General features: G+C 59.2%; 18 protein-coding genes and 1 pseudogene. 7 read left to right on the top strand and 12 right to left on the bottom strand.

Annotated features, from left to right (window positions below):
- Positions 1-72: 72 nt before the first annotated feature.
- The 3 genes from HDE79_RS09225 to HDE79_RS09215 are packed head-to-tail and all read right to left on the bottom strand — an operon-like array spanning position 73 to position 3,100.
- Complete coding sequence (locus tag HDE79_RS09225) at positions 73-1,596, bottom strand: porin (protein WP_184601685.1); 1,524 nt, start codon at positions 1,594-1,596, stop codon at positions 73-75.
- 41 nt (positions 1,597-1,637) lie between these two features.
- Positions 1,638-2,669: an alpha/beta hydrolase gene (locus HDE79_RS09220; protein WP_184601684.1), complete on the bottom strand. Its 1,032-nt coding sequence runs from the start codon at positions 2,667-2,669 to the stop codon at positions 1,638-1,640.
- On the bottom strand, positions 2,666-3,100 hold the full coding sequence (locus tag HDE79_RS09215) for a hypothetical protein (protein ID WP_184601683.1): 435 nt from the start codon (positions 3,098-3,100) through the stop codon (positions 2,666-2,668). The genes HDE79_RS09220 and HDE79_RS09215 overlap by 4 nt, the downstream gene beginning before the upstream one ends.
- A gap of 205 nt (positions 3,101-3,305) precedes the next feature.
- On the opposite strand from HDE79_RS09215, the gene HDE79_RS09210 reads away from it, so the two are divergent.
- On the top strand, positions 3,306-3,557 hold the full coding sequence (locus HDE79_RS09210) for a hypothetical protein (RefSeq protein ID WP_184601682.1): 252 nt from the start codon (positions 3,306-3,308) through the stop codon (positions 3,555-3,557).
- A gap of 168 nt (positions 3,558-3,725) precedes the next feature.
- Positions 3,726-4,634, top strand: a complete 909-nt coding sequence (locus tag HDE79_RS09205; protein ID WP_184601681.1) for an MBL fold metallo-hydrolase — start codon at positions 3,726-3,728, stop codon at positions 4,632-4,634.
- 224 nt (positions 4,635-4,858) lie between these two features.
- On the opposite strand, the pseudogene HDE79_RS09200 reads toward HDE79_RS09205, so the two are convergent.
- The 5 genes and pseudogenes from HDE79_RS09200 to HDE79_RS09180 form a co-directional block, all read right to left on the bottom strand.
- Positions 4,859-5,185 (bottom strand): annotated as a pseudogene (locus HDE79_RS09200) (helix-turn-helix domain-containing protein); the annotation flags it as partial.
- 800 nt (positions 5,186-5,985) lie between these two features.
- Positions 5,986-7,419, bottom strand: coding sequence for a nitrilase-related carbon-nitrogen hydrolase (locus tag HDE79_RS09195; RefSeq protein WP_184601679.1), 1,434 nt, complete (start codon positions 7,417-7,419; stop codon positions 5,986-5,988).
- Complete coding sequence (locus HDE79_RS09190; protein ID WP_184601678.1) at positions 7,403-7,984, bottom strand: TetR/AcrR family transcriptional regulator; 582 nt, start codon at positions 7,982-7,984, stop codon at positions 7,403-7,405. The genes HDE79_RS09195 and HDE79_RS09190 overlap by 17 nt, the downstream gene beginning before the upstream one ends.
- 145 nt (positions 7,985-8,129) lie before the next feature.
- Positions 8,130-10,259 (bottom strand): Atxe2 family lasso peptide isopeptidase, encoded by a 2,130-nt coding sequence (locus HDE79_RS09185; RefSeq protein WP_184601677.1) that lies wholly within the window; start codon positions 10,257-10,259, stop codon positions 8,130-8,132.
- A gap of 54 nt (positions 10,260-10,313) precedes the next feature.
- On the bottom strand, positions 10,314-12,977 hold the full coding sequence (locus HDE79_RS09180) for a TonB-dependent receptor (protein ID WP_184601676.1): 2,664 nt from the start codon (positions 12,975-12,977) through the stop codon (positions 10,314-10,316).
- Between the two features lie 334 nt (positions 12,978-13,311).
- On the opposite strand from HDE79_RS09180, the gene HDE79_RS09175 reads away from it, so the two are divergent.
- The 5 genes from HDE79_RS09175 (at position 13,312) to HDE79_RS09155 (ending at position 17,485) form a co-directional block, all read left to right on the top strand.
- The gene (locus HDE79_RS09175; RefSeq protein WP_184601675.1) at positions 13,312-13,596 is read left to right on the top strand and encodes a helix-turn-helix transcriptional regulator; all 285 of its coding nucleotides are present in this window, start codon (positions 13,312-13,314) and stop codon (positions 13,594-13,596) included.
- A 188-nt stretch (positions 13,597-13,784) separates the two neighbouring features.
- Positions 13,785-14,087 carry a helix-turn-helix transcriptional regulator gene (locus tag HDE79_RS09170; RefSeq protein ID WP_184601674.1) on the top strand — a complete coding sequence of 101 codons (303 nt, stop codon included), beginning with the start codon at positions 13,785-13,787 and terminating at the stop codon, positions 14,085-14,087.
- 511 nt (positions 14,088-14,598) lie between these two features.
- A complete protein-coding gene (locus HDE79_RS09165; protein ID WP_184601673.1) occupies positions 14,599-15,669 on the top strand; it encodes a DUF262 domain-containing protein in 1,071 nt (356 codons plus the stop codon).
- Between the two features lie 2 nt (positions 15,670-15,671).
- Complete coding sequence (locus HDE79_RS09160) at positions 15,672-16,409, top strand: MAE_28990/MAE_18760 family HEPN-like nuclease (protein ID WP_184601672.1); 738 nt, start codon at positions 15,672-15,674, stop codon at positions 16,407-16,409.
- Complete coding sequence (locus HDE79_RS09155) at positions 16,406-17,485, top strand: DNA cytosine methyltransferase (RefSeq protein WP_184601671.1); 1,080 nt, start codon at positions 16,406-16,408, stop codon at positions 17,483-17,485. The genes HDE79_RS09160 and HDE79_RS09155 overlap by 4 nt, the downstream gene beginning before the upstream one ends.
- 292 nt (positions 17,486-17,777) lie before the next feature.
- Here the strand turns inward: HDE79_RS09155 and HDE79_RS09150 are convergent, their stop codons facing one another.
- The 4 genes from HDE79_RS09150 to HDE79_RS09135 all read right to left on the bottom strand — a co-directional run bounded on the left by HDE79_RS09150 (position 17,778) and on the right by HDE79_RS09135 (position 22,013).
- Positions 17,778-18,509, bottom strand: a complete 732-nt coding sequence (locus HDE79_RS09150; RefSeq protein WP_184601670.1) for a hypothetical protein — start codon at positions 18,507-18,509, stop codon at positions 17,778-17,780.
- Between the two features lie 123 nt (positions 18,510-18,632).
- Positions 18,633-19,586 (bottom strand): hypothetical protein, encoded by a 954-nt coding sequence (locus tag HDE79_RS09145; protein WP_184601669.1) that lies wholly within the window; start codon positions 19,584-19,586, stop codon positions 18,633-18,635.
- Between the two features lie 349 nt (positions 19,587-19,935).
- A complete protein-coding gene (locus HDE79_RS09140) occupies positions 19,936-20,502 on the bottom strand; it encodes a hypothetical protein (RefSeq protein WP_184601668.1) in 567 nt (188 codons plus the stop codon).
- A 134-nt stretch (positions 20,503-20,636) separates the two neighbouring features.
- A complete protein-coding gene (locus HDE79_RS09135; protein ID WP_184601667.1) occupies positions 20,637-22,013 on the bottom strand; it encodes a rhomboid family intramembrane serine protease in 1,377 nt (458 codons plus the stop codon).
- Positions 22,014-22,755: the final 742 nt, after the last annotated feature.

The following is a 22,755-nucleotide window of genomic DNA, read 5'->3' as shown; positions in this document are numbered from 1 at the left end:
ATGGCTGAATGCGCCAAGGCGGACCGGCATCGAAGTAAGGCGCCTCACGTCGGTCAAGACGGAGCGCCGCGCCTAGAACACGATCTGCGTGCGAACGCCTACCGCGTTGCCCCAGTCTGGCCCGGTATAGCTGCCCACTTTATTGTCGGTGTACCAACGAATGTAGTTGAACATCAGGCGTGACCAATCGTTGAGATACCAGTTCAAACCGACCGTGTAGGCATCGCCGTCACCGCCATGTGGCGCCCCGGTGAAGTCGTAGTGATCCACGCGTGCCGCCAGTTCCCAGCCCCCCAAGCCACCCGACGTGACCGGATGAATAACGTTGGTGCCGTGCCAGCTGCCATCGCGACTGGAAAAGCCGGGCGTTTCGCCAGTCATGAGCCAGCCGGCCGAGAGCGCCGAGCCATGTCGCGAGACTGCGTCGCTCGTGCTGGAGTCGATCGTGCGTTTGGCGTATTCGCTCATCAGCCAGAAGCTTTTGTAGACGCCGCCCAACTCAAAGCCAGAACCATGATCCTGCGTGGGGTTGGCAATCGAACTGGCCGACACATCCAGGTTTTGGTTGAAGGAAAATGCAATCGATGGCGTGTTGTTGATGCTGGCGACACCGCGACTGATGTTCTCGTAGTAATACCAGGCGCCGACGTGGATAAATCCGTCGTCGCCCTTGAGCGGATTCCAGTGCGCACGGGTGAGATAGGTAATGGAGTCGTCGGTAGTGCCGGTTGTGGAGGATGAGGGTGCGTCCCCGCTGACCGATACGCTGTAGTGCCAATTGGTGCCATACACAAACAGCTGCGTGCCCAAACCGAAGGAATCGTTCAGTGGCTCACCGACTTCGCTGGCCGCACTGCGCTGCATGAACGGCACGCGCGCCAACTCGGACGAACCCTCCGTGCCTAGATCCTTGAGGAAATTACCGACATAGAGCTTGCTTTGTTCACCGAATATCTTCATTTGATACGTCAGATACGTCTGCCGTAGGGAGACCTTGTCACCGGCGAATTCGGCTTCTACGTGGTAACCCAGAGGACCGATCGTGCCTTCCCCGCCGAGGCGGGCGCTTTCCAGATCCGCGCCGCTGATATTGCGCCCCGCGTATTTCGAGTCGTTCGTTCCGGTGAAATCGAGCAGGAGACGTCCATCCGGCTTAAAGGTAAAAAAGCCATCATCGCTGCTGAAGCGCGGACCGGCCTCGTTATGCTGGCCCCACGTGATGTTGTCATTGCCACCTTGGGGGCCATTGGCGGCGGTTTGTGCTTGCGCCACCGCTATGTCGTTATCGCGCACGTCACTGATCGCCGCCTGCACCTGTGCTGGCGTCTGCACGGCCGGTGTGGAGGCGATGGCGGTTGGAGGCGTTACGGGGCTTGCCGGGCGAGCGAGCACTTGGGCCACTTGGCCATCCGTTTGACGTTCGTGTTTTTCAACAACAGTGAGGCGTTGTTTAAGCGCTTTGATCTCCGCCGCCTGTTGCTTGACCAAGCGCACCAGATCGGCGTTTGAGATTTGGTCCTGCGCATGCAACGGAAGGGAGACTCCTACGATGGCGCCCATCACCATCGTGGGAAGAACGCGTGCTAATAAAGGCATAGTGCGATTCCGGCAGTGTGTCGAAGGGGACATCGCTGTGATTAGCGATTGTCGTCGGTCGTAGAGGGATTAGGCGTTGTCCCGGCACGTGGGAACAGCGGGTAAGGCGTAACACCGCTACCGCCAGGAAAGAAACCGTGCACGCGCGCCCAGGTTGCGAATAAACCAGGCCATGCGGACACCAGGGTGCCCGGTTGGCCGAGTCCCCAGCCGTGACCGCCTTTTTCAAAGACATGCAATTCGGCCGGCACCTGCGCCTGTCGCAACAGATCGAACAGCGCCAGGCTCGCGCCGACATTGGCGATCGGATCGTCCACGGCATGCGCAATAAAGGTCGGCGGCATAGTGTGCGATACATGTAGTTGCACCGTGTACGCCGTGGCGGCATCTGCTTGCGTAGACAACTCGCGGACGGAGCGCGTGGTGGCATAGGGCGGTTGCAGCGAGGTCACCGGATAAATCAGTCCAGCAAAATCGGGGCGAGACGACTGCTGGTCGACCGCATCGGTAGGCGTGTAGAAATTCGTCTCTGAACGCGTTGCCAGAATGCCGGCCAGATTGCCGCCGGCCGAGAAACCAATCACACCAATGTGATGTGGATCGATGCCCAGCTGGCTGGCCTGCGCGCGCAGGACGCGGATCGCACGCTGTCCGTCTTGAAAGGGTGCGACGGCCTTCCAGTGATCGGCTGGCAAACGGTAATAAAGCACCACGGGCGTCACGCCAATGGCCGCCAACCATTGCGCGGTCGGATTGGCCTCATTGCCTACTTCAATACGAAAATAGCCGCCACCACCCATCAGCAGCACCGCTGCGCCGTTTGGATGTAGCGGGCGATAGATGACGATGCGGGGCTGGCTGATGTGGGAAACCGCGCCGACGCCGCTACCCGTCTGCCCGATGCGCTCGGCACCACGCGGGCCATCGCCACTGTCCGCAGGTACGCCGGCAGGCCATAGGTCGATGGATTGAGGTGATAGCACCGCTGACGCCGGTGGCGAGTTCTGGCCGTAGGCGTCGGTCACAGTGGCGCAGACAAGCAGCAGTGCAAGCACAGCGAGTAGACGATTCATGGCACATCTCCATGCGTAATAGGAATGTGGGGGATCGGGCGGCGCAGCCGCGACGCATCGCCACGCCGCGCGGTGCCTAGCTGGTCCTGATCGAGCGCGTTTTCCCAACGCGCCACGACCATGGACAGTACGAATAATGTGGATGCCGCATAGAAGGTCAGCACGAGCCCCGCTAGATTCAGCAATACACCGAGCCCGAATCGTCCAATGGTGAACGCAATTGCACCAAACGCACCTAAAGGCGCCAGTTTCATCAAGATGTGTGCCCGCTTGATAAACCCGTCCCTTAAAGGTTTGAAGCGTTGGGCCAGCTCCGGCGCAAGATGACCGAGCAAGGCGCCCAGTGCGATTGCGACCAGCACCTGCACATAGGGCTGACGATGAAGTGGAGGGCTCGCCGACTTCACCGCCAATCCGGCATCGATATACATCATGTTCCCTTGTATTAGCTGGCTCGCCAAAACCGCAAACCTATCGGCACTTTTGTACTCCTGCGACGACGCCAGCCGAAATAGCCTATTCCGGCTAACCGCTTCCGGCTAACCGCTCCGATCGTGTGCGACCATCGACCCGAACCCTACCCCGTAGCGCCGGGTTGACAAGACCTACGAACTCGCAGGCGATACGGCGTTTACGATGGAGGACTTGGCGGTCGCTGCTTCCACGCAGCTCAATCGAAAGATCGCCTATCGCAATCTTTCGCCTTCTGAGTACGAATCTGCCCTGCTCGGGATGGGTCTACCCAAGATGATCGTCGACGTAGTCGTCGACGCTGACGCGGTGGCTTTGAAAGGCGGTCTGGACAGTTCTTCACGTGAGCTTTCAACACTGATCGGAAGGCCGACCACAGCGCTTGCCGAGGCCGTTCAGTCAGCCCTCGCTGCGTAGTGACTGAAGCGAAACGACAGATGCAGACGCTGTGAATGCGTGACTTCTTCTGCCGTTGTTCGCTGAACTCGTCGCTGTTGGAAACCGTCCCACCCCCACTCTTTCGCCCTATGATTCTGGAGCGTGTCGCTTCGCTTATCGAAGTTGCAACTCCTCAAGGAGATCTGCATGAAGACAATGCTTACAATCGTTGCGGGCTTATTGATATCCGCCTCCGCAGCCGCTCAGAGGCCAGCGGACAAGCCGCAGGCCTGTTGGGTCGAAACCTCAGCGGCCACGATGGATGGCGCCATGGGTGGCGCAGGACTTCGCGATACAAAAATCTGGCACAGCACCATTTCCGGCGTACTTGTTCGGGACGCCAAGAGCGATGTTTTAATCGACACCGGCTTTGGCCCGAACGCCGAGGCACAAATGAACGAATTGCCCGCGCCCGCCCGAGCTTTTGGATCGCAGGTCGTTTCGGGAGCAAAGGACCGCAAATCAATCGTCGATGCACTTGCGAGCGTAGATGAGCAGCCTTCTCAGGTTACCCGCATCCTCATCACGCACGCCCACTATGATCACCTTGGCGGCGCAACACAATTAGCAGCCCCCATCTACATCTCGCCCGCCGAGGTGACATGGATGGCCGTTCAAACGACGCATCCGACCATTACGCCGCCGTCGCTCATCGCGGCAGTGAAGCCTCGGCTGAAGGTGCTGAGCTACGACTCGGGCCCATATCTGGGCTTCAAGAAGAGCAAGGACATCTATGGCGATGGGACGATCGTCGTCGTGCCCCTACCCGGCCATACCCCAGGCTCGCAGGGATTGTTCGTAAAGCTCGGCCGACGTAACGTGTTTCTCATAGGCGACGCCGCCGACACCCTGGAAGCGGCAGAACGCGGCTTACCCAAGAGCCCGGCCATTCGCAGCAACACTGACTCCGAGCCTGAGCTAGCCGATACGACGACGAAACAAATAGCAGACTTCCATCGCGCGCATCCTGACATTGCAATAGTCCCTGCGCACGACCGCGTTGCGTACACCAACGTCTTCGGTAACCCATCCACCTGTGTAGCCGATTTCCATTAGCGACAACGATTCCATGGGATAGAAGCAGACCGTCATGCCAAGTAAGGTACTCGACGAACTGTTCCCATCCAGAATGCCGCACCACATCGGTGAGATGAGAGGGTGTTATACGCCTCCGACTCCATGCGGACATTTGCTCACGCGCTTGCCAACATCAAGGTGATGCTTAGATGCGAATTTTTGCACTCGTTTTATTGATTGCCGGCATGGTCGGCCTGTGTGGTGCGATAGGTTTCCGACCCGCCGTTACGCCCAATCTCGCGACTGATGGTTGAAGGTGCACGCTGCAAGGACGCGGCGATAGAACGAATGGATTGGCCTGCCACCAATCCCCGCGAAATGACCTCGCGCTCGTGTAGTGTCAATGCCCGCGGCGAGCGTTTGCGCAACGCTGGACGGATGCCACCGGACGCCGCAAGAATGCTGCGAACCGAGGAATGGTGCCGATCGAAGAGTTGGGCGATCTGATGCAGCGATCCACCCCACCGCCAACGATCCCACATCTGGGACTTCTGATTTTCCGTGTACTGGCTTCGGGTTCGATGCTTCATATGCAACACTCCCGCAACCTGAGCAGTCGTCAGTGTGTTGCATCGACCGGTTGAGACCGCCACCCATTGCTGACATTACTTCATCTCGTGACATTCAAATCTAGAGGCTTTTTCAATATAGGTGGCTGACAGATGAATCACGATTCGCACGTTTTGGCTCTGGTAGCCTTAGGTGCCCCGCACTGGACATGGGTCGACTATGGCATCGGTGCAGTTGCCAGTGCCGTAGGCGCTGTGGAGCTTTTAAGACGCACACTGCGTGATAAGCAGAACGCGAAAAGGAAGGCCACGTTCCACGCATCGACTGAAGATCATCGGCCGCGCCGTCGACACTTTAGAAAACGAAATCGCTAGAAATGCCCAAATTTCAAGATCAATGACCTTGAGCGCCAACTTGATTCATAGGCAGATCCGCTGACGACCCGTTTCCGTCAGTCGCGAGCGTCCGCTTTGAGGAAGGCTGATAACCCGTGAGTGTTGGCTTCGTTACGAGATTCTGCGAAGTCAGCTCGCGAAGCGGGTGTGGGCATGAATGACTTGTCACATCTCAGCGAGCGCGCTGATCCTGACGTAATGCCCGTCAGGATCACGAAGCGCCAACTCTCTGATACCCGTGTTGGGATTCACATTGGGCTCCTCTTCGAGTCTGGTGATGAGCGCGCGGGTCCTGCCTGCCCTTGCGGGCAAGACTATGCCCGTGCAAGCCAGAGACAGGCAGATACCGCCAGACTATCTTCGCAGCGATGGTCTGACGGACAACCTCGGCACCGTATTCGGTCAGCGTCGGCGCGCAGCGGCAATCAATCAGCGCCGTTGTGTGGTGGCCGGCGCGCGGCCTGTATCAGCAGCGCCAGCAGGGCCGCCAGATCCATCCAGGCGAACCAGTTGCCCCAGCGCCCGTACAGCGTATGCGTCCCGCGTAGCGGCAGGTCGCCCCCCAGTTCGGCATCGTGTTTTTCGCTGGACGCCTCGGCCAGCACGCGGCCACGGTCGTCGCTCAGCGTGAGGCGGCCGGAACGTGCCGCACGCGCCACGGCGAAGCCGCTTTCCACACCGCGCATGATCGCCATGCGGCTGTGCAGCCAGCCATCCACGCTGAAGTCCCATGCGGGCACCAGCAACAGCTGTGCGTCCCGTGCGGCATACGCCTGGCCAATGTCGTGGAAGTCCATGTCCTTGCAGATAGCCAGGCCTACGCCGGGTGTGCCCTCGAGCATCCGGTAGCTGTCGCCCGGCGTGTATTGGCTCTCGAATCCGGGAATCAGGTGGTGCTTGCTGTAAGTGCTCGGTACGGCCGCGCCCGGCTGAAACAGCATCACCATGTTGCGCTCCGCCCGCGGGTCACCCTTGAAGTCGATGCCAGCGTCCAGAGTCAGGTCGTGCTGCTGCGCTAGGGCAGCGAACGTGGGGACGGTGGCGTCAGCGGTGGCAAACGAAGTCTCCGGGATTACCACGGTGCGGGCGCCCTGGCCGGCGAGGCGATCGATCGCCGCCACATAGCGCGCTTGCAGCGCCTGGCCGTCCGGGGTGTGCAGTGCAGGCCGGATCGGCTTTTCCAGCGACACCAGACCGATCCGCATCGTGGCGGTCGCCGGTGCCTGCAAGCGCCAGCCGCCATAGGCGGCAGAGCCACCGAGCAGTAGCACGGTGATCACGGCGACGGCCGCGCGGGCGCGCCTCGAAACCGCCGGTGACATCTGCATCGCGAGCGCAGCCGGCAGCAGCAACAGCAGAAAGCCGATGCCCCAGAGACCGGTGACAGCGGCGATCTGAATCACCGGCAGCGCATCCATCTGGGTATAGGCGATGCAGCCGAATGTGCCGTGCGGCGAAAACTGCGTGTTGAGGTATTCGATCGCGATCCATAGAGTCGGCACCGCCAGCACCGCCGCGATCGCGCGGCCACGCAGCAGCAGCCGCCGGAACAGCAGCGTGCACAGGGTCAGCATCAGGGCGGGCTCGCCGATCACGAGAAGGATCGTCGCCAGCGGCAGGCCGATGTAGCCGTGCAGGTAATCCCACTGGTTCAGCCCGCCGATGGCATACGCCGCGAACGCCGCCAGTGCGGCCCAGCGGGCGCGAACGCGCGCTGCCAGCAGCAGCACCGGCAGCGGCGCCAGCCAGCTCAGCCACCACAGCGGATGCAGGCCGCTGCCATACCACCAGAGCAGCGCCGACAGCGCCGTGGCGCTCAGCTCGAGCGCCAGCCACTTGCGATCAACATTTGATGCCATCGATCAGTCTCCCCAGCGATTGCAGATAGAAGTGGCGGAACTGCGCTTCGTCGTAGCTGAAGCGACCCGCGCGATACAACGCGATCAGCCCATGCGAGTGCGCCCACAGGGTCATCGCCACATCCCACGGATCGTCCTTGCGCAGTACACCGCGACGCATGCCTTCGACGATGGCGTCAGCGATGACGGTGAGCGTCGGCGACTGGCGCTCGCGAAAGTCCTCGGGAAAGCGTCGCGCATCGTCACGACGCAGCGAGAACGCGTGATCAAACAGGTGCGGATGGGTCAATGCGTAGTCCAGGTACGGTTCCAGCAGGGCGACCAGGCGCTTGAGCACGTTCGGGTGCTGCGCGCGCGCCTGCCATTCCTGCGCCACTGCGTTGAAGCTGTCGTCGGACAGTCGCTTGAGCAAGGCTTCGCGATTCGGGAAATGTCGATAGATGGCCATCGGCGTGATGCCGACCGCCTCAGCTACGCGGCGCATGCTGACGGCATCGGCGCCGCCGTTGTCAAACAGCCGGTGCGCGGCGCGTAGGATTTTTTCGGCAGTGCTTAGGCGAGGCATGTATACAGTGTATACATTCAATTACCGGTGCATCAAGTGACGCGCGGCGGGGACTTCCCGAAACGCGCACATGACCGCTTTGCGGCATGCATTTTCGGCAGCCGACTGGCCGGTGTTGGCCGATTCCACCCCCGGCCAACGCCAATCAGGATGCCGACGCGCCGATCACCACCGGCGCATTCACGTGTTCGCCTTTATCGGCGTGCGCCCGCGCTTTCATCTGCCGCCAACGGGCGTACTGCGCGGCCTTGGCCGGGTCGGGATCTTCGTAGCCCTGCAGCCAGAAGCGGAACCAGTCCAGATTTCTTTCGTACGCGGCCAGCTTGTGCTTGGGCTGGAATTTTTGATGCGGCTCGTTCGGAAACACGTAGAGGTCCGCGCGGTGCGCGCGGATCAGCGGAATCTCGTAGTCCAGCGCATACAGGTACTCCTGTTCGGAGTGCTGAAAGAGAATCGGCGCGTCGATCCGATCCAGCTGGAACACCGGTGACAGCGCTTTCCAGCGCGCCGGTGTGTCGCTCGGCGAGCCCAGCCCCCACAGGCTGCGCAAGCCCTTGGCGAAGGCGTCGCCTTTCATGCTGCCCATCAGGTCGTACAGCGGCGACAGTACCGGATTGGCGACCGACGCGGCGGCGAGCAGGTGCGAGTGGGCGAGCGTCCACATCGTCACCTCGCCGCCGAAACTCAATCCGCCCATGCCCACGCGCGCACGGTCGATCTCGCCCTGCCGGGCCAGCAGATCGATCGCACTCTCCACCGCGGTCAAGCCCTCGCCATAGCGCGCCACCGCGTCCATCGTGAAGCCGGGGCGTCGGTCGATACACAGCGCGGAGATGCCGGCCTGCGCCAGCGAAACCAGCGGCCACTCGTCCCCTACGCCACCGCGCAGAAAGCCGGCGCAGCTGTAGTAGGTGATAAACAACGGCGCCGGCGCATCACCGCCACGTCGCGCCGAAAAGAACCAGCCCGCGAACCGTTGCCCGCTTTTGTCCTGCCATCGCAGCAGTCGCACGGGCGGCGCCTTGAGCATGTCCATGGCGAGCGCCGCATTCGGGTCGAACAACACGCGACGTTCTCCGCTGCCCACGTCGATGCGCTCCAGCCGCGGCGGCCGATCGGCCTGCGCCGTCACGCACACCAGCGTCGCCGCCGACACGCCGCAGTTCGATGCGGTATCGCGCCCACCGTTGGCCAGTCCATCGGTCGCTGCCACCACATGCACATCGCCGCGCGAAACATTCCATCGAAAAATCGACTGCGCCATGCCCATGTACGGATCGGTGACGGTGAATAGCACCTCGTCATGCGCCGGCCGCCACTGCATCGCCGTGATGGCCTTGCCCGTGCACAGCGCCGACACGCAGCGCACGGCGCGACTCGCCTGCGCGTGCGGCAGCGCGGACAGCAGAACATCCGGTCGCACCTGCTGCCCGGCGGCGTCGCCGATATGCGTAAGCCACGCCACTCGTTCGCCCTGCGCATCGGCAACAGACTTCCACGCATCGCCATCGACGCCTGCCGTGTCATTAAGCGGCGACGACACGGCCGGTACCTCTGCATCGGCAAGCGCCCGACGCGCGCCGGTCGTCAGGTCGATCTGCGCCCAGCGATCCGGCCGATCGGCCAGCAGCGGCAGATGGTCGAACCACACCGTGCTGAAGCGCTGCGTCGCCAGGCGTCCACCGACAAAGCCGGAGCGAAACAAGCCCTGGCCGATCGGCACGCTCGCGTCGATGCGGATACCGTCGTCGTACTCGCCCTGCTCCGCCGCTCGCACATCGTCGCGCGTCGCGCCGACGCTGTAGCGCAGTACCTTGCCGCCCTCGCCAAGGTTGAAATCGCGCACGTCTGCCGCGTCGTGCGTCAGCGCTTGCGCGCCCGAGCCGTCGGCCGCCGCGCGCCACACGTCGATCGTTCCATCGATCAGAGCGAGGTAGTAGATCCAGCGACCGTCGGGCGACCACACCAGCTTGGGCGACAGCGAGCCGCCGGCCGAATCGCGCAGCGGCACGCCGCCGTCGCCGACGCGTCGCGGCCACGGCTCGTCCAGGCCCTGTACGTACCACTCGGCGTCGTAGGTATGGCGCGCCACCGACGCGCGCTCCACCCGAAACGCCACGCGGCGGACGTCCGGCGACACCGTCGGGCTGGCGATATCCGCCACCTCCAGCAGCCGACGCGGCGACATGTCATCCGCATGGCACACGCACACACACGCAACCGACAACGCGCCGACTACCCACAGCCGCCGCACCATCCACTTCATCAAAGACATGCTCTTTCTCTCCCGCCATCGCGGGATGCCGGCCGCGCCGGCACCCCGCCGGCATCACCAGTGCTTGGATACGGAAACGCTCACAAAGCGGCCGATCGGCGAATAGTTGGTCGAGTCGTACGCCGCCACATACAGCGGCGACGTCACCCGGTACAACGGCGGATCGCGATCGAGCAGGTTGTCCAGCGTCAGCGCGAATTCCAGCCCCGACAGCGCATCGTCGCGCGGGCCGATGGCATAGCGCAGCGCGGCATCGAACGTGGTGAACGAGGCGGATTTCACGCCGTCGATCCGGTTGGTCACGCCGCTGCGATAGTTGGCGAACAGCGAGGCGGTAAACCCTTCCCTCTTCCAGTCCGCACCGACGCGGCTGCTGATCTTCGGCGGATTGAACAGCGTGCCCGACAGCGCGTACGCCGGCCCGCCGGCCACGGTCTGCTGCGAGCTGTCCAGCCAGCTGGTCGCGCCGCGCAGCGTCAACGCGCCCTGCCCCAGGTGGAACCGGTACGAGCCCGACAGGTCGACCCCTTGAATGCGCTGCTGCGCGGTGTTGGCGTACTGCGTGTAGATAATCGCCGCCACCTTGCTCGGGTCGTACGGCGCGCCGACATAGTTGTAGAACGTTTCCGCATTCGCCAGCACGTCCGCCTGTGTCTGCGCGGTCGGCGCCGTGTCGACGAACGGCGCGTAGATCGGGTTGTTCAACGCATGGCTCGAATTGGCGATCGGCTGAATCACCCGATCGCGATAGTCGATGCGATACCAGCTCAGCTCTGCCTCCAGCTCGCGCAGCGCCTCGGGATGAAACGCCAGCGACACCGAGCGCGTATCGGCCCGCTCCGGCTTGAGCTGCTTGTTGCCGCCATCGAGCACCAGCACGGTGGAACCCGCGGGATAACCCACGCCGCCGAAACTGCTCGGCGAAAACAGATACGCGTTCTGCGCATAGTTCTGCTCGAACAGCGTGGGCGCCTTGAACGATTTGCCCCACGAGGCCTTCAACGTAAAGTCCATGTTCGGGTCGTACAGCAGGCCCAGCTTCGGCGTCGTTACGCCGCCGAAGGTACTGTAGTCCTCGCCGCGCACCGCGGCGGTCACGTCCAGGCGCTGCACGCCGCGCACCTGCTGGTCCGCGCCGATCAGCGGCAGATTGAATTCCGCATACGCAAACCGCGTGCCCTCGCTGCCGCGAAACGTATCGGCCGCGGTCACGTGGTCGACATCGCGAAAGCCGTTGTCCCGGTAGCCGATGCCGGCCGCCAGCCGCGCATCGCCGCCGGGCAGCGCAAACAGCGGCCCTTCGGCGCCCAGCTCGTAGCTGTGGCTGGTATTGCAGTAGCAGGCATCGGTCAGAGCCGCCGCGCCGCTGGCCGTTACCGTCTGCACTAGATACTCGTGGTGCTCGCTTTGGCCGGACGTCGCGCCGAACGTCAGCGACCAGTCGCCTGGCAACCAGAATGCCAGGCTCGGCGAGATCAGCGTCGTCGTGGTATGCGGCGTCGCCCGGCTGACAACGCCTTTGTAGTTGTACGAAAACAGCTGGTCGCGCGTGGTGCTCAGCGCATCCAGACGCAGTTCGGCAAAGTCACCCAGCGACTGGTGCACGCTGAGCAGGCCGCTGCGCAAATCGCTGCCGGGATACAGCGTGGCGGGGTCGACCAACTGCTCGGTGTAACTACGCTGGCTGCTGTAGATCGGGTCGACCGATTCGTCCTTATACGTGGCGATCAGCCCGCCCGTGCTCCACGTGGTACCAGCCGTGGCGTCGTACTCGCGCGTGCTCATGCCGCCCTGCGTCGCCGTGCCGAAGCGCGAGCCCACCGTCACGCCGTCGTAGTCACGCTTCAAAATCACATTGCCCACGCCGCCCACCGCATCGGAGCCGTAGATCGCCGACGCACCGTCGGCGACGATCTCGATGCGGTCCACCGCCTCCACCGGTATCGCGCTGATATCCACCGCCTGGGTAAAGCCGCCGTAGGTCATGCGGCGCCCGTTGAGCAGGGTCAACGTGGCATCCGCACCCAGGCCACGCAGGTTCAGGCTCGATCCGCCGGTGAGGTTCTGGTTCGCGTTACCCGCACCGGCCAGGTTGCCGCTGAGCACGCCCGGATTCTGTCCACCGGAAAAGTTTTGCGGCACGCTGCGTATCACCTCGCCCAGGTCGGCGAAACCTTCCTGCTGCATCTGCTCGCTGCCGATCGACACCACCGGCGACGGCGTGCTGCCGCCGCGGATACGCGTGCCGGTCACGGTCACCGTGGCCAGTTGTGCCGCTGCCGGTGTCGAGGGCGACGCGGTCGTTGCCGCGCCGTTGCCCGCCGAGCGCGGGGCGGAGGCGGCGCTATCCGGCACGCTCACGATCACGACGCCTCTATCGCCGGCCTGCCGATAAGAAAGCCCACTGCCCTGCAGCAGACGGCCGAGCGCGTCGCGCCAGCTCATGCGCCCATGCACCGCCCTCGCTTGCTTGCCCGCTACCAGCGCGGGTGGATAGTCCATTCGCAACTCACTCTGTTGGCCGAGCGCATCGAGCGCCGCGGCCAGCGTGCCGGCAGGCAGATCGATATCGGTGTCGATCGGTGAGCCGGTCACTGCGGTCCGCGCCGGCGGGCTCGTATCCGTGGCGGCTTTCTGTGCCCGCGTCGGCTCGGCTGTGCCGGTGGCAGCGACCAGCATGGCGATGGAAACGGCGTGTCGTAACGTATTTGTTTTCATAGTTGCGTCCTTTGCTTTCCCCTGAGGTTGGCCCTGTTGGCCTGCCGATCCGGTCGTGTCCCGGCCTTGGCAAGGTCGTCGGGCAAGAACTGTTTTGTGAGTGGCTTGCAGAGGCGGCAGTGCATCGCTGGCTTGATATCACCGCACTGCCGTCTTTCAACTTCCCTCGCAGATCCGCAACGACGCACGGCTTTTGCTGCCTGACGGCTATGCCGAGGATTTGCGCGTAGCTACGTTAAACGTAGCTCTCTTAATACACTACGTTTAACGTAGTATCGAAGTCAAGAGTACTTCCGGAAGCTTCCACATATGGAAAATCCGGACTTGCCCACGCTTGGCTGAGAAAAGACAGCTCGCCGTCTACAGTCGCCGACTACGCGAGGCGCGGGAGACCTATGACATCTCGCAACGCAAGTTAGGCATCAAGGTGGGCCTTGACGAATTCGTCGCGAGCACCCGAATCAACCGCTACGAAAAAGGTGTCCACCAACCTAACCTGCAAACCCAGCAACGGCTGGCGAACGCTCTCGACCTCCCATTGGCCTACTTCTACGCTGAGGACGACGAGCTCGCGAAGCTGATCTCGGATTTCAAACCCAAAGGTAAGCGCGAGCGCTAATAAAACACTGCCCCAAGGTAAGGACACGCTTCCTACACGGGCACCGGTACGGCATCTCCGACCGCGGATATCCGGCTCCGTTATCCAGAACATCGGGGTAATCCTGCCGTAGCTACGATTTACGTAGTATCGAGATCTAGCGCTCTTCCGGAAGCTTCCGCATATGGAAGTCCGGAACTCGAAAACGCTTGACTGAGAAAAGACAGCTCCCCGTCTACAGCCGCCGGCTGCGCGAGGCGCGGGAGGTCTGCGGCATCTCGCAGCGCAACCTGGGCATCGACGCAGGTCTCGACGATTTCGTCGCGAGCACCCGCGTCAACCGCTACGAAACCGGCGTCCACCAGCCCGACCTGCAAACCATGCAACAGCTGGCTAAGGTCCTCGACCTCCCTGTGGCGTACTTTTATGCCGAAGACGACGAACTCGCGCAACTGATCAAAGACTTCAAAGGCTCGGGCAAACGCAAGCGCTCACGAGCCAAGCAGCCTTGATGCAAAGACCCTCCATATGCAGTCGCGAGTCTGGCTAGGCCGCAGAGCAGCTTAGATCTAGATAACGCGGGCGTGGATGCCTGAGATAGTGCGGATTCCGGTGAAGCTGGTCACTCATTCCGGTTGACACTTGTCGGCTGCGCTGGTGCTGGTCATGGTGCGAACTATCGTTTTGATCCAGTAGATCGCTAAGCCAGATGCTCGCCAGTCGGCATGTCGGTCGACGGGCCATATCGGACGCGATCCCACTCTTGGATGGCATTCGCCAACTCGCACGAAGCGTCGAAGGAAGTGTAAAACCGGCCTTTTTCTGGGCTGACAGGCTGGCTGGATATCGCCTGTGTACCGTCGCTAACCCAGGCCTGGGCAAATCTGGTTGCCCGTATAGATTGGAGCGTCCGGAGCGGCGCGTTGTTTGGTGTCCTCCCCCACCTTAGAATGGCCGTAACGCCTGGTGCGGCGGGCATCCGTCGGCTCAGGGACGCTGACGGACTATCAGGGATGCATAACCATGGCAACAGCCGCCAAGCACCGGGAAATCACCCAGGAAGAAAAGGAGTCTGCGGAAGCCGAAATTGTAGAACAGTCGAAAAGGATTGAGTTCTACATGACCGAGTATTCCGTAGAAATTCTCGCTCAAAAGGTGCAGGACGGTGAATTTATTGTTCCGCCATATCAGCGTGAATTTACCTGGGAACAAGATCGAAAGTCTCGCTTCATTGAGTCGGTCCTGATGGGACTACCAATTCCGTTTCTTTTCTTTTGGGAAATGCCCGACGGGAAGCTCGAAATCGTTGATGGCTCACAGCGTTTGCGAACGCTGGAGGAGTTCGTTCTTGGAGATCTCAAGCTATCTGAGTTGCAAGCCCTTCCGAAGATTTCGGGATTCCGATTTTCGGATCTACCGGACTCCCGACAGCGGAAAATAAAAAACAGGTCTATACGCGGCATCGTGCTTAACGAACATGCTGATGAGCAAGCACGATTCGACATGTTCGAGCGTATCAACACCGGCAGCAAAGCAGCTAACACGGCGGAAGTGCGGCGCGGTGCGCTGGCGGGGCCATTTATGAGCATGGTCATCGAGCTTGCAGAAGCTCCCGAACTGGTTGAGCTGGCTCCTGTGTCTGCTGCCCAAATTAAGGAAAGAGAGCGAGAAGAGTTGGTGACCCGCTTCTTTGCCTACGGAGACGGTTTGGACGGCTACAAAGACCGTCCTTCTGAATTCATCTTTGGCTACACAAAGAAGATGAATGAGTCTTTTGAAAAAGATCCTGCGCTCGCAGATGCCTATAAGGCACGTTTTTTTGAGACGTTGAGCTTCGTCAAGAGTGTCTTCCCATTTGGGTTTCGCAAAGCCAAATCAGGTAAGGCCACTCCTAGGTCACGCTTCGAAGCAATTGCAATTGGTTCTTACATGGCTTTGCAGAGCGCCCCCCAAATTGTCATGCAACCGCCAGATGTAGAGCATTGGCTTAATGAAACAGACTTCGCAAAAATAACTGGGTCGGACGGTGCGAATGCCGTTAGTCGGCTCAAGAGGCGTATGGAGTACGTCCGCGACCGATTGCTGGGGAAATAATCATGGAAGACGTGAGGCAGCTGTTTGAAGATAGGCGGAAAGAAATTGATGCTTACCTGGACTTCCTCGCTGACATGGAAGCATCGGCAAGATCCGGACCGCCTCGGCTTTCAGGAGGCGCGACCATATCTGTGCAGCAACAGCGGATTCTGTATTCAGGGGTATTTCTGCATCTCTACAACCTAGTCGAAGCCACTGTCGTTCGATGTGTCGACGGTGTCACAGACGCAGCCATTTCCCAGGGGAAATGGCTGCCCTCTGACCTAATTCTGACGCTCAGACGCGAGTGGGTTAGGGTCATGGCCAGAACTCATGTGGAACTCACCCACGAGCATCGCTTAGACAGCGCTCTAGCCCTATGTGGACACATGGTTGACTCACTGGCGGTCAACGGGTTCAAGATGGACAAGGGAGGTGGCGGTAACTGGGATGACGCAGCCATAGAGGGCATCGCGGCACGGCTTGGATTCCAGTTGGCGGTCAGTAAGCCTGTCTATTCGGCCATTAAGAGGCCTTTCCGAGACGACAAGGGGGCGATGGAAATAGTTAAAAGTCTGCGCAATTCCCTGGCGCACGGTGGGATATCATTTGCAGAGTGTGGTGAGAACGTGACAGTCAGCGAGCTGCGCGACCTCTCCAAACGTACGATTGATTATCTGTTTGAGGTGGTCGAGGCGTTTGCTTTGTACGTCAATCAGCATGAATTTTTGCAAGAAGATAGAAGGCCAGTACCCGCTTGAAGACTCAGGAATCTAAGCGGAAAACCTCGGCAATTGAGGCGGTGGACCTGTTCTGCGGCGTGGGTGGGCTGACGCATGGCCTTGCCCTCGGGGGGATCATGGTCCGCGCCGGTATCGACCTCGATCCGATTTGCCGCTTCCCTTATGAGGCCAACAACTCGGCAACCTTCATTGAGGAAGATGTCAAAAACCTGTCCGCCGATACGGTCAAGCGGTTGTTCAAAGGGAAGCAATTGAGGTTGCTTGCTGGCTGCGCCCCATGCCAGCCCTTCTCGACGTACAGCAGAGGCGGCCGTCGTGGAGGAAGCAATAAGGATTGGGAACTTGTCGTGAGCTTTGGCCGATTGATTCGGGAAGTTCAGCCGGACCTCGTGACGATGGAAAACGTGCCCCAAATGGAGCAGCACCCGGTTTTTCAGAAGTTCCTGAAAGACCTAGAGGGCTATCACGTGGCGTGGAGCGTTATTGAATGCTCGGCCATCGGCGTTCCCCAAACCAGAAAGCGCTTTGTGCTTTTGGCTTCAAAGCTTGGTCCGGAGGGACTTTCGATACCCACATCCCACTACCGGCAAGTGACGGTCAGAGATGCGATTGGACATCTCCCCTCCGTTTCCGCCGGTGAGGCGCATGCGAATGACCCAATGCATGCCGCCCCCCGGCTCAGCGCCATCAATATGGAAAGAATCCAAGCGTCGCGACCTGGGGGTACGTGGCGGGACTGGCATCCAAGCCTCCGTGCGGCCTGCCACCAACGGGAAACAGGCGACACGTATCCGAGTGTCTACGGCAGGATGTCATGGGACCAGCCGGGCCCGACGATGACCACCCAGTGCTTCGGATACGGCAACGGTCGCTTCGGTCATCCCGAACAGGACCGCGCAATTACGTTGCGCGAAGCTGCGGTTCTCCAAACGTTCCCGGCCAAATACCGCTTTCTCCGGAAGGGAGAGAGGGCCACGTTCTACCTTTTGGGTAGGTTGATTGGTAACGCGGTGCCCGTGCGTTTGGGCGAAGTCATTGCCGAAGTGCTGCGCAGTCACGTAGCACTTTATGGTCAACGCCGCCGCGCTGGTTGATATTAAAACGACGTTGAAAGATTGACTTACGGCGCTACGGTATGGCGTATTTGCCAAAAGACATTCCCGAACCGCTGATCGTATGGTTGCTTGTAATGGCTGAACACCGTTTCGGTAAGACCTGAACGCGGTGCCGGTGCTGACGCCTCAGATATATGTGTCGAAAGCGGACGTTATACAAAAGGGGTTCACTCCCAATCCCTTATCAGTCCGTTCTGGCTGCTACTTTACTCGGCGTCTAACCACGGCAAGCGATACCGCCGCCCGATTCCCTTGCTGTAAATGGGAAAGCTCACAACGACGTACTTCCGAAGTGCGTATCCGCTTGTCGAATAAGCACTTCATACTCCGCAATGAGCCTATTCCGGTCAGGCGCGACATCAGTTGGCATCTCCAGTTGATAAACGAGTGCAGAGAGAACCCCTTCGGCGAAATGGGCTTGTGCCAATGAGTGCCTGGCGATATTCATGAGCTGATAAAAGTCTGGTGAAAACAGTAGCCGCCGTCCGATACACGCGTATCCCACTTCGACCTTTGAACCGCCGTGAACAAATCCGTTATATGTGTCTAGGTCGTAGCTATACGCTTGGTCGACGAAGGGAACCAAGGCCGCCGGTAGAAAGTGCTTGAGCACCCCGCGCGTAGAGTCCAAGAGCTCACTCAGATGTTGAGTACGTGGCTTACCACCATCCGCAGGCAGCCGCTTAGGCATCTTGTCGGTCTCAAGAAAAGATTCCACTTCCTCATCCGATGAGGCGGTTGGCAGCGTGAAAAATACTCCGCGCGCCAATGCTTCGATCTGCGGTCGAAATAGCGTGACTGCAGGGTAGCCATAGTAGGGGTCGTGCTGAGCAAGCAGGTGCGTCAATGCTACGGAGTGCTCAATTGAGCTCGTGAGCAATGCTCGCGAAAGTCTCTGACGACGAGAAAGCGCGTCAGGAGCGAGTTTGTCAATCGCAACCCTAATGTCTCTAGCGATGGCATTGACCACCCGTGCTATCGCGGCCATTTCCGAGCTATTCATGACGTCGCTGCTGACCATCTTTCTTCACCCAAAATGGAACGTTCAGTTACTAGTTATCGAATAGGTGAATCTGAGCTGGCCCCTTTATCGGTCAGCAAGATGCTTCGAGTCGGCTAACGCCGCTCAGCTTTTCCACCTCTGGAAGTGAACCCGCTGCGCGTACCACCAGCGACCGAAGAGAGTGGCGACGAAGAGCGATCCCACGCCTAAAAGGATACCAAGCATGCGGGCATTGCCCAGATCCTCGCGACTGAGGAGATCGACCACGGAGTAGACTTGTCCCAACAACAGCAACACGAAACCGGCCCACCACGCGACCAGGTAACGGCGGTAGATGCCATAGGCGCACGCCAACAACATCAGGCCGTTGACGACGGCTCCCAACCGTACGGCTCGCGGATAGCGCTCGATCAGTGCACCGCCGGCATGGATAACGCCTGCGCCCCTGCCCTGCAGCGCTCCGACAAAGCACATCACGCCGAACAGGCAGAAAACGCCGGTAACGATAAGGATAAACGGCGGACGCGCGTCGGACGGCCTCGATGCGGGCAATGCCAAAGTGGCCTCTGGCGATACCGGTGCATGCAGCGCCGTGCGAATCACCTGCGAAAGCCACGCGGGGTCGCCGCGCGAGAACCAAGCAAACAGGCGCGTCATGCCAAGCCCCAACGCGAACATGCCGATACCTGCCAACGGCATGAATGCGGCGGCAGATCCTTGCGCGGCAGCCGGCAGCGACAGCAGCACAAACAGCGCACAAAACCCGAACCAGTACGCCATGAACAACTTCACAAACCAGCTAAGCCCGAACCGCCCGGTCAGCACCACCTGACCGTTGGCCTGACTAAAGCGCCCCGTAAACACCGGCTTGAACGAATTGCCGAACATCGGCACCACGCGTCGCAGCGAAACCCGCGTCTCGCTCACGCGACCCACCGCCGCTTGCTCGGCAACCCGAAACAGCGACCACGACTTCGTCGCCGCCTTCAACCGCGCCACGGATTCCGTCAGCCCGTAGCCACTAATGAACTCAACGGGTTCAGAACCGCCCCAGATATCCTTGATCCATCGAAACATCACGCCCCCGCATCCATTCCCGTTAGTGCCCTGACCCGGTTAGCTAGCTGACCCGGCCGGCTAGCTATGCTGCCATATCTTTGCAGTGACCCGTGGCGATCTCGTCCGGCACATGACGCGCACCGATGTATTTGATCAGTAGAACCCGTCGATCTTGATCAGCACGCCGGCCTCCTATCCAGCGCAAGGCCACCGGCCGGAATCGGCCAACAACGGCCTGTCGCATGCTAATAATTCATGCCGCAAAGCAGCCATTCCGGTGAGATTTAACGCTGGAGTTAAGCGGCGGCGAATCCTCCCGTCTTAACAGATATGGGTCGGAAGCAGACTTAAACATCGCTTAAATTTTCTAATCGCTGTAGCCCGAAAAACTGAAACCAAAGCGAGTCTCTTTGCCGTGCAAATGCAGTTCTTCTCCAACATGGAGCTGATTTGCCAGAACATCGCTAAGGCAAAAATCCGTATCGCGATTGTTGTCATGACTTGTGATCGTTACGGTGTAAAGACAGAACGGACTCGCCCGCATATGCCTATAAATTTCTTTGACGATCACCGATCGTTCTGCTGAATTACCGTAGAACTTGGTCAACTCATCTGGGATGACTATGAGCACCACTCTGTAAGCTAGAAATCCAATAGCAAAAATGCCTAGTGCTAATGCTGCTATCGACCGCGTACTCTTTCCCCTTCGCCACTTCTCAGCAAGATTTCTTCGCCACCCAAATCCAAACCACCGAAGCAGGCCCAAGAGCACAACGTAGACCCCACCGACAACTGCAGCTTGCAGCCTGAAAGAAGGATTCGGAATGAACCACATATAGAAAGCGATGCAATCTACGATCATCGGGGCACATAACATCGTCAAAAGTGCAATCTCGAACCAGCGCGGTGGCTCATATTTTATATGACGGCTCATTGTTGAGGCCCGCGAAGAAATATTGCCAAGGAATTCGTTTTGGTTGGAAGAGGAACATTCCGTAAGTCCTGCAAACTTGCCTGAGAACGTCGCGGCGCCACAGTCACGTTTCCTGATCTACGTTCGCAAGTACGTTATTTTTTTGCATGATTGATCGTTTGAATGTCAGCAAGCGCCGCCGCCGCGTCCTTGGTCTCTTCCTCTGCTTGCTGCATCAATCGATCATCGTTCTTATCTATTGCTTCAGCAACAAGTCGCAGGGAATTTCGCCGACCTCCAAGATAGCGAAGCATCGCTTGCTGCAGTGGGTAGTTAGAGTCTTGTGGTCCGAGCTTCGCCGCCGCAATTTCGTTATACGGTAGCTCCCACTTTGGCACCACGTCAGTTTCTAATTCAGCCGCAAACTCCTTTGTAGAAATGGCACCTGCACGAGCCTTGTCGTTCAATCTGTTCGTGGCATTGATGGCAATCACGTTCTGGGGCCCGACGGCAGTTAGTGCGCTCCTAAACTGCAGATCACCTTCTGTAGTAGCGGATGGGTTTTTAAGCGGCCACATCATCAGACCTAGAGCTAACGCACCGCTGCCGGTGGCCATCAACACGCGATTGACATCCGATTTCGCCCGCGACTCAAGATCAAGTGGCCGAGCAAGCAAGAAACCCATCGCCAAACCGGCCACTAGCCCACCTATATGGGCGCCGTTATCTATGCCTGTGTGTGCAAACCCGTAAAAAAGGTTGTATCCCACAAAAAGAAGCGTGCTGTTGCGATGCTCTTGCACGACTGCCTTAGGCACCCGGTTACGAGGATTGAGAACGAACACCAGTAAGCCACCAATCAGGCCAAATATTGCACCCGACGCGCCAGCGCTATTCACTTCCGGGTTCCACAGGAGACTGACCATACTGCCAGCAAGCCCTGCAAACACATAAAGCAAAATAAATCTGAAGCTACCAAAAAGCCGTTCGATCATTCGCCCGTTTTGAAAGAGCACAAACATGTTGAGCGCAATATGGATGATCCCAAAATGGACAAACATGGAAGTGAAGAGCCGCCACCATTGGCCACCCATGGTCATCGGGCCATAGTTGGAACCCCACTTCATGACTAGATTACTGTCTGCATCAAAGACACCAACGCCCCCAATGCACATCGCCGCGAATACAATCAAATTGATCGCGATAATTATGAGGGTGACGGGTGCTCTCGGACTTAGGCGATCCAATCGCTGATGGAAATCTGATTCCTCCAAGCGCGCCTTAGCAAACTCAGGTGTCTGTTCGCTTGGGAGGAGATTCTCAATTTCACCAGCATCCAACCTGCTGTTCGTGCTGAATTTGATGAATTGCTTCTTTTCTCGATCCGAGCGAACCATGATGTGAAACGAATTGCCGTCACGTGCGACGTTGAAAAGCGCATCCAATGGAAAGCAATGCTTTTCTTGCAAGCCAAACCAAAACGGTCGCCTTCTTTTTCCGTAAATTTGGAAGTCCGTTTCGCCGATCTGCATGGTACCGGCTCCCGTGAAACGAAAGGAGTCGGCGCCGACCCGAGTGTGGCCAACGCTTTGACCGAACTTGACTCTGAAGACTCGGTCGACGTGGCTGGAGCCTACGTCGGCTGCTGACATTCCTGAAGGAGAATCTAGCGTCGTCTTGGAGATGACAGCACTCGACTGTGACCGAATCTGCTCTTTGTCTTCCATCTCGCCCCCGATTTGGTTGATCTGTTTAGCCTGCTTTAGGTTCTTAGCGCTCAAACGAGCATGAGGTTTCGCCATTCGATGGCAAACCAGATGTAATGCTCGGGGCTACGCGCTTCCACTTAAATGAAATGTTAGACGGCTCACCGGACACGGATGGATACCGCTGACGAGGTTTCTGCAATTAATTTAATGCCTTGATAGAGCCGCCCATCGTTGATGCCCCTGAGCGATTCGGTGTTGACGAAACTGAGATGACACTCGCCAGGCCATCCAGGGCCGCCAGTAATTGCATCTCGGAATGCGTCGAGGTTACAGCCAAAAAGGTGGCCGCCCGAAGGCTTTGCTGCGTGCAAGTAAGTGCGCCAAAAGTCTGGCTCACTAGTAATTCCTGTGCAATCAATAGTGATGATGTTCATACCGTCTAACGCTGGAGTTAAGCGGCGGCGAAGCCGGAGAGTTCCTACGCAAAAGTGGACACCGACTGGTTAGCCGCATTGTGCCTCGAACTCGATGGGAGAACGATACCCCAACGCGGAGTGCAAGCGCT

The organism is Rhodanobacter sp. MP1X3, assembly GCF_014207165.1.
Lineage (GTDB): Bacteria > Pseudomonadota > Gammaproteobacteria > Xanthomonadales > Rhodanobacteraceae > Rhodanobacter.
This window is presented reverse-complemented; position numbering and strand designations above follow the sequence as displayed.

What these genes read in the sequence shown, in the direction of transcription:
- HDE79_RS09195 (WP_184601679.1), bottom strand. Translation starts at nt 7,419, where the DNA reads ATGGCATCAAATGTTGATCGCAAGTGGCTGGCGCTCGAGCTGAGCGCC.
- HDE79_RS09205 (WP_184601681.1), top strand. Translation starts at nt 3,726, where the DNA reads ATGAAGACAATGCTTACAATCGTTGCGGGCTTATTGATATCCGCCTCC.
- HDE79_RS09140 (WP_184601668.1), bottom strand. Translation starts at nt 20,502, where the DNA reads ATGAGCCGTCATATAAAATATGAGCCACCGCGCTGGTTCGAGATTGCA.
- HDE79_RS09160 (WP_184601672.1), top strand. Translation starts at nt 15,672, where the DNA reads ATGGAAGACGTGAGGCAGCTGTTTGAAGATAGGCGGAAAGAAATTGAT.
- HDE79_RS09180 (WP_184601676.1), bottom strand. Translation starts at nt 12,977, where the DNA reads ATGAAAACAAATACGTTACGACACGCCGTTTCCATCGCCATGCTGGTC.
- HDE79_RS09215 (WP_184601683.1), bottom strand. Translation starts at nt 3,100, where the DNA reads ATGTATATCGATGCCGGATTGGCGGTGAAGTCGGCGAGCCCTCCACTT.
- HDE79_RS09225 (WP_184601685.1), bottom strand. Translation starts at nt 1,596, where the DNA reads ATGCCTTTATTAGCACGCGTTCTTCCCACGATGGTGATGGGCGCCATC.
- HDE79_RS09220 (WP_184601684.1), bottom strand. Translation starts at nt 2,669, where the DNA reads ATGAATCGTCTACTCGCTGTGCTTGCACTGCTGCTTGTCTGCGCCACT.
- HDE79_RS09145 (WP_184601669.1), bottom strand. Translation starts at nt 19,586, where the DNA reads ATGTTTCGATGGATCAAGGATATCTGGGGCGGTTCTGAACCCGTTGAG.
- HDE79_RS09150 (WP_184601670.1), bottom strand. Translation starts at nt 18,509, where the DNA reads ATGAATAGCTCGGAAATGGCCGCGATAGCACGGGTGGTCAATGCCATC.
- HDE79_RS09165 (WP_184601673.1), top strand. Translation starts at nt 14,599, where the DNA reads ATGGCAACAGCCGCCAAGCACCGGGAAATCACCCAGGAAGAAAAGGAG.
- HDE79_RS09135 (WP_184601667.1), bottom strand. Translation starts at nt 22,013, where the DNA reads ATGCAGATCGGCGAAACGGACTTCCAAATTTACGGAAAAAGAAGGCGA.
- HDE79_RS09190 (WP_184601678.1), bottom strand. Translation starts at nt 7,984, where the DNA reads ATGCCTCGCCTAAGCACTGCCGAAAAAATCCTACGCGCCGCGCACCGG.
- HDE79_RS09185 (WP_184601677.1), bottom strand. Translation starts at nt 10,259, where the DNA reads ATGTCTTTGATGAAGTGGATGGTGCGGCGGCTGTGGGTAGTCGGCGCG.
- HDE79_RS09210 (WP_184601682.1), top strand. Translation starts at nt 3,306, where the DNA reads ATGGAGGACTTGGCGGTCGCTGCTTCCACGCAGCTCAATCGAAAGATC.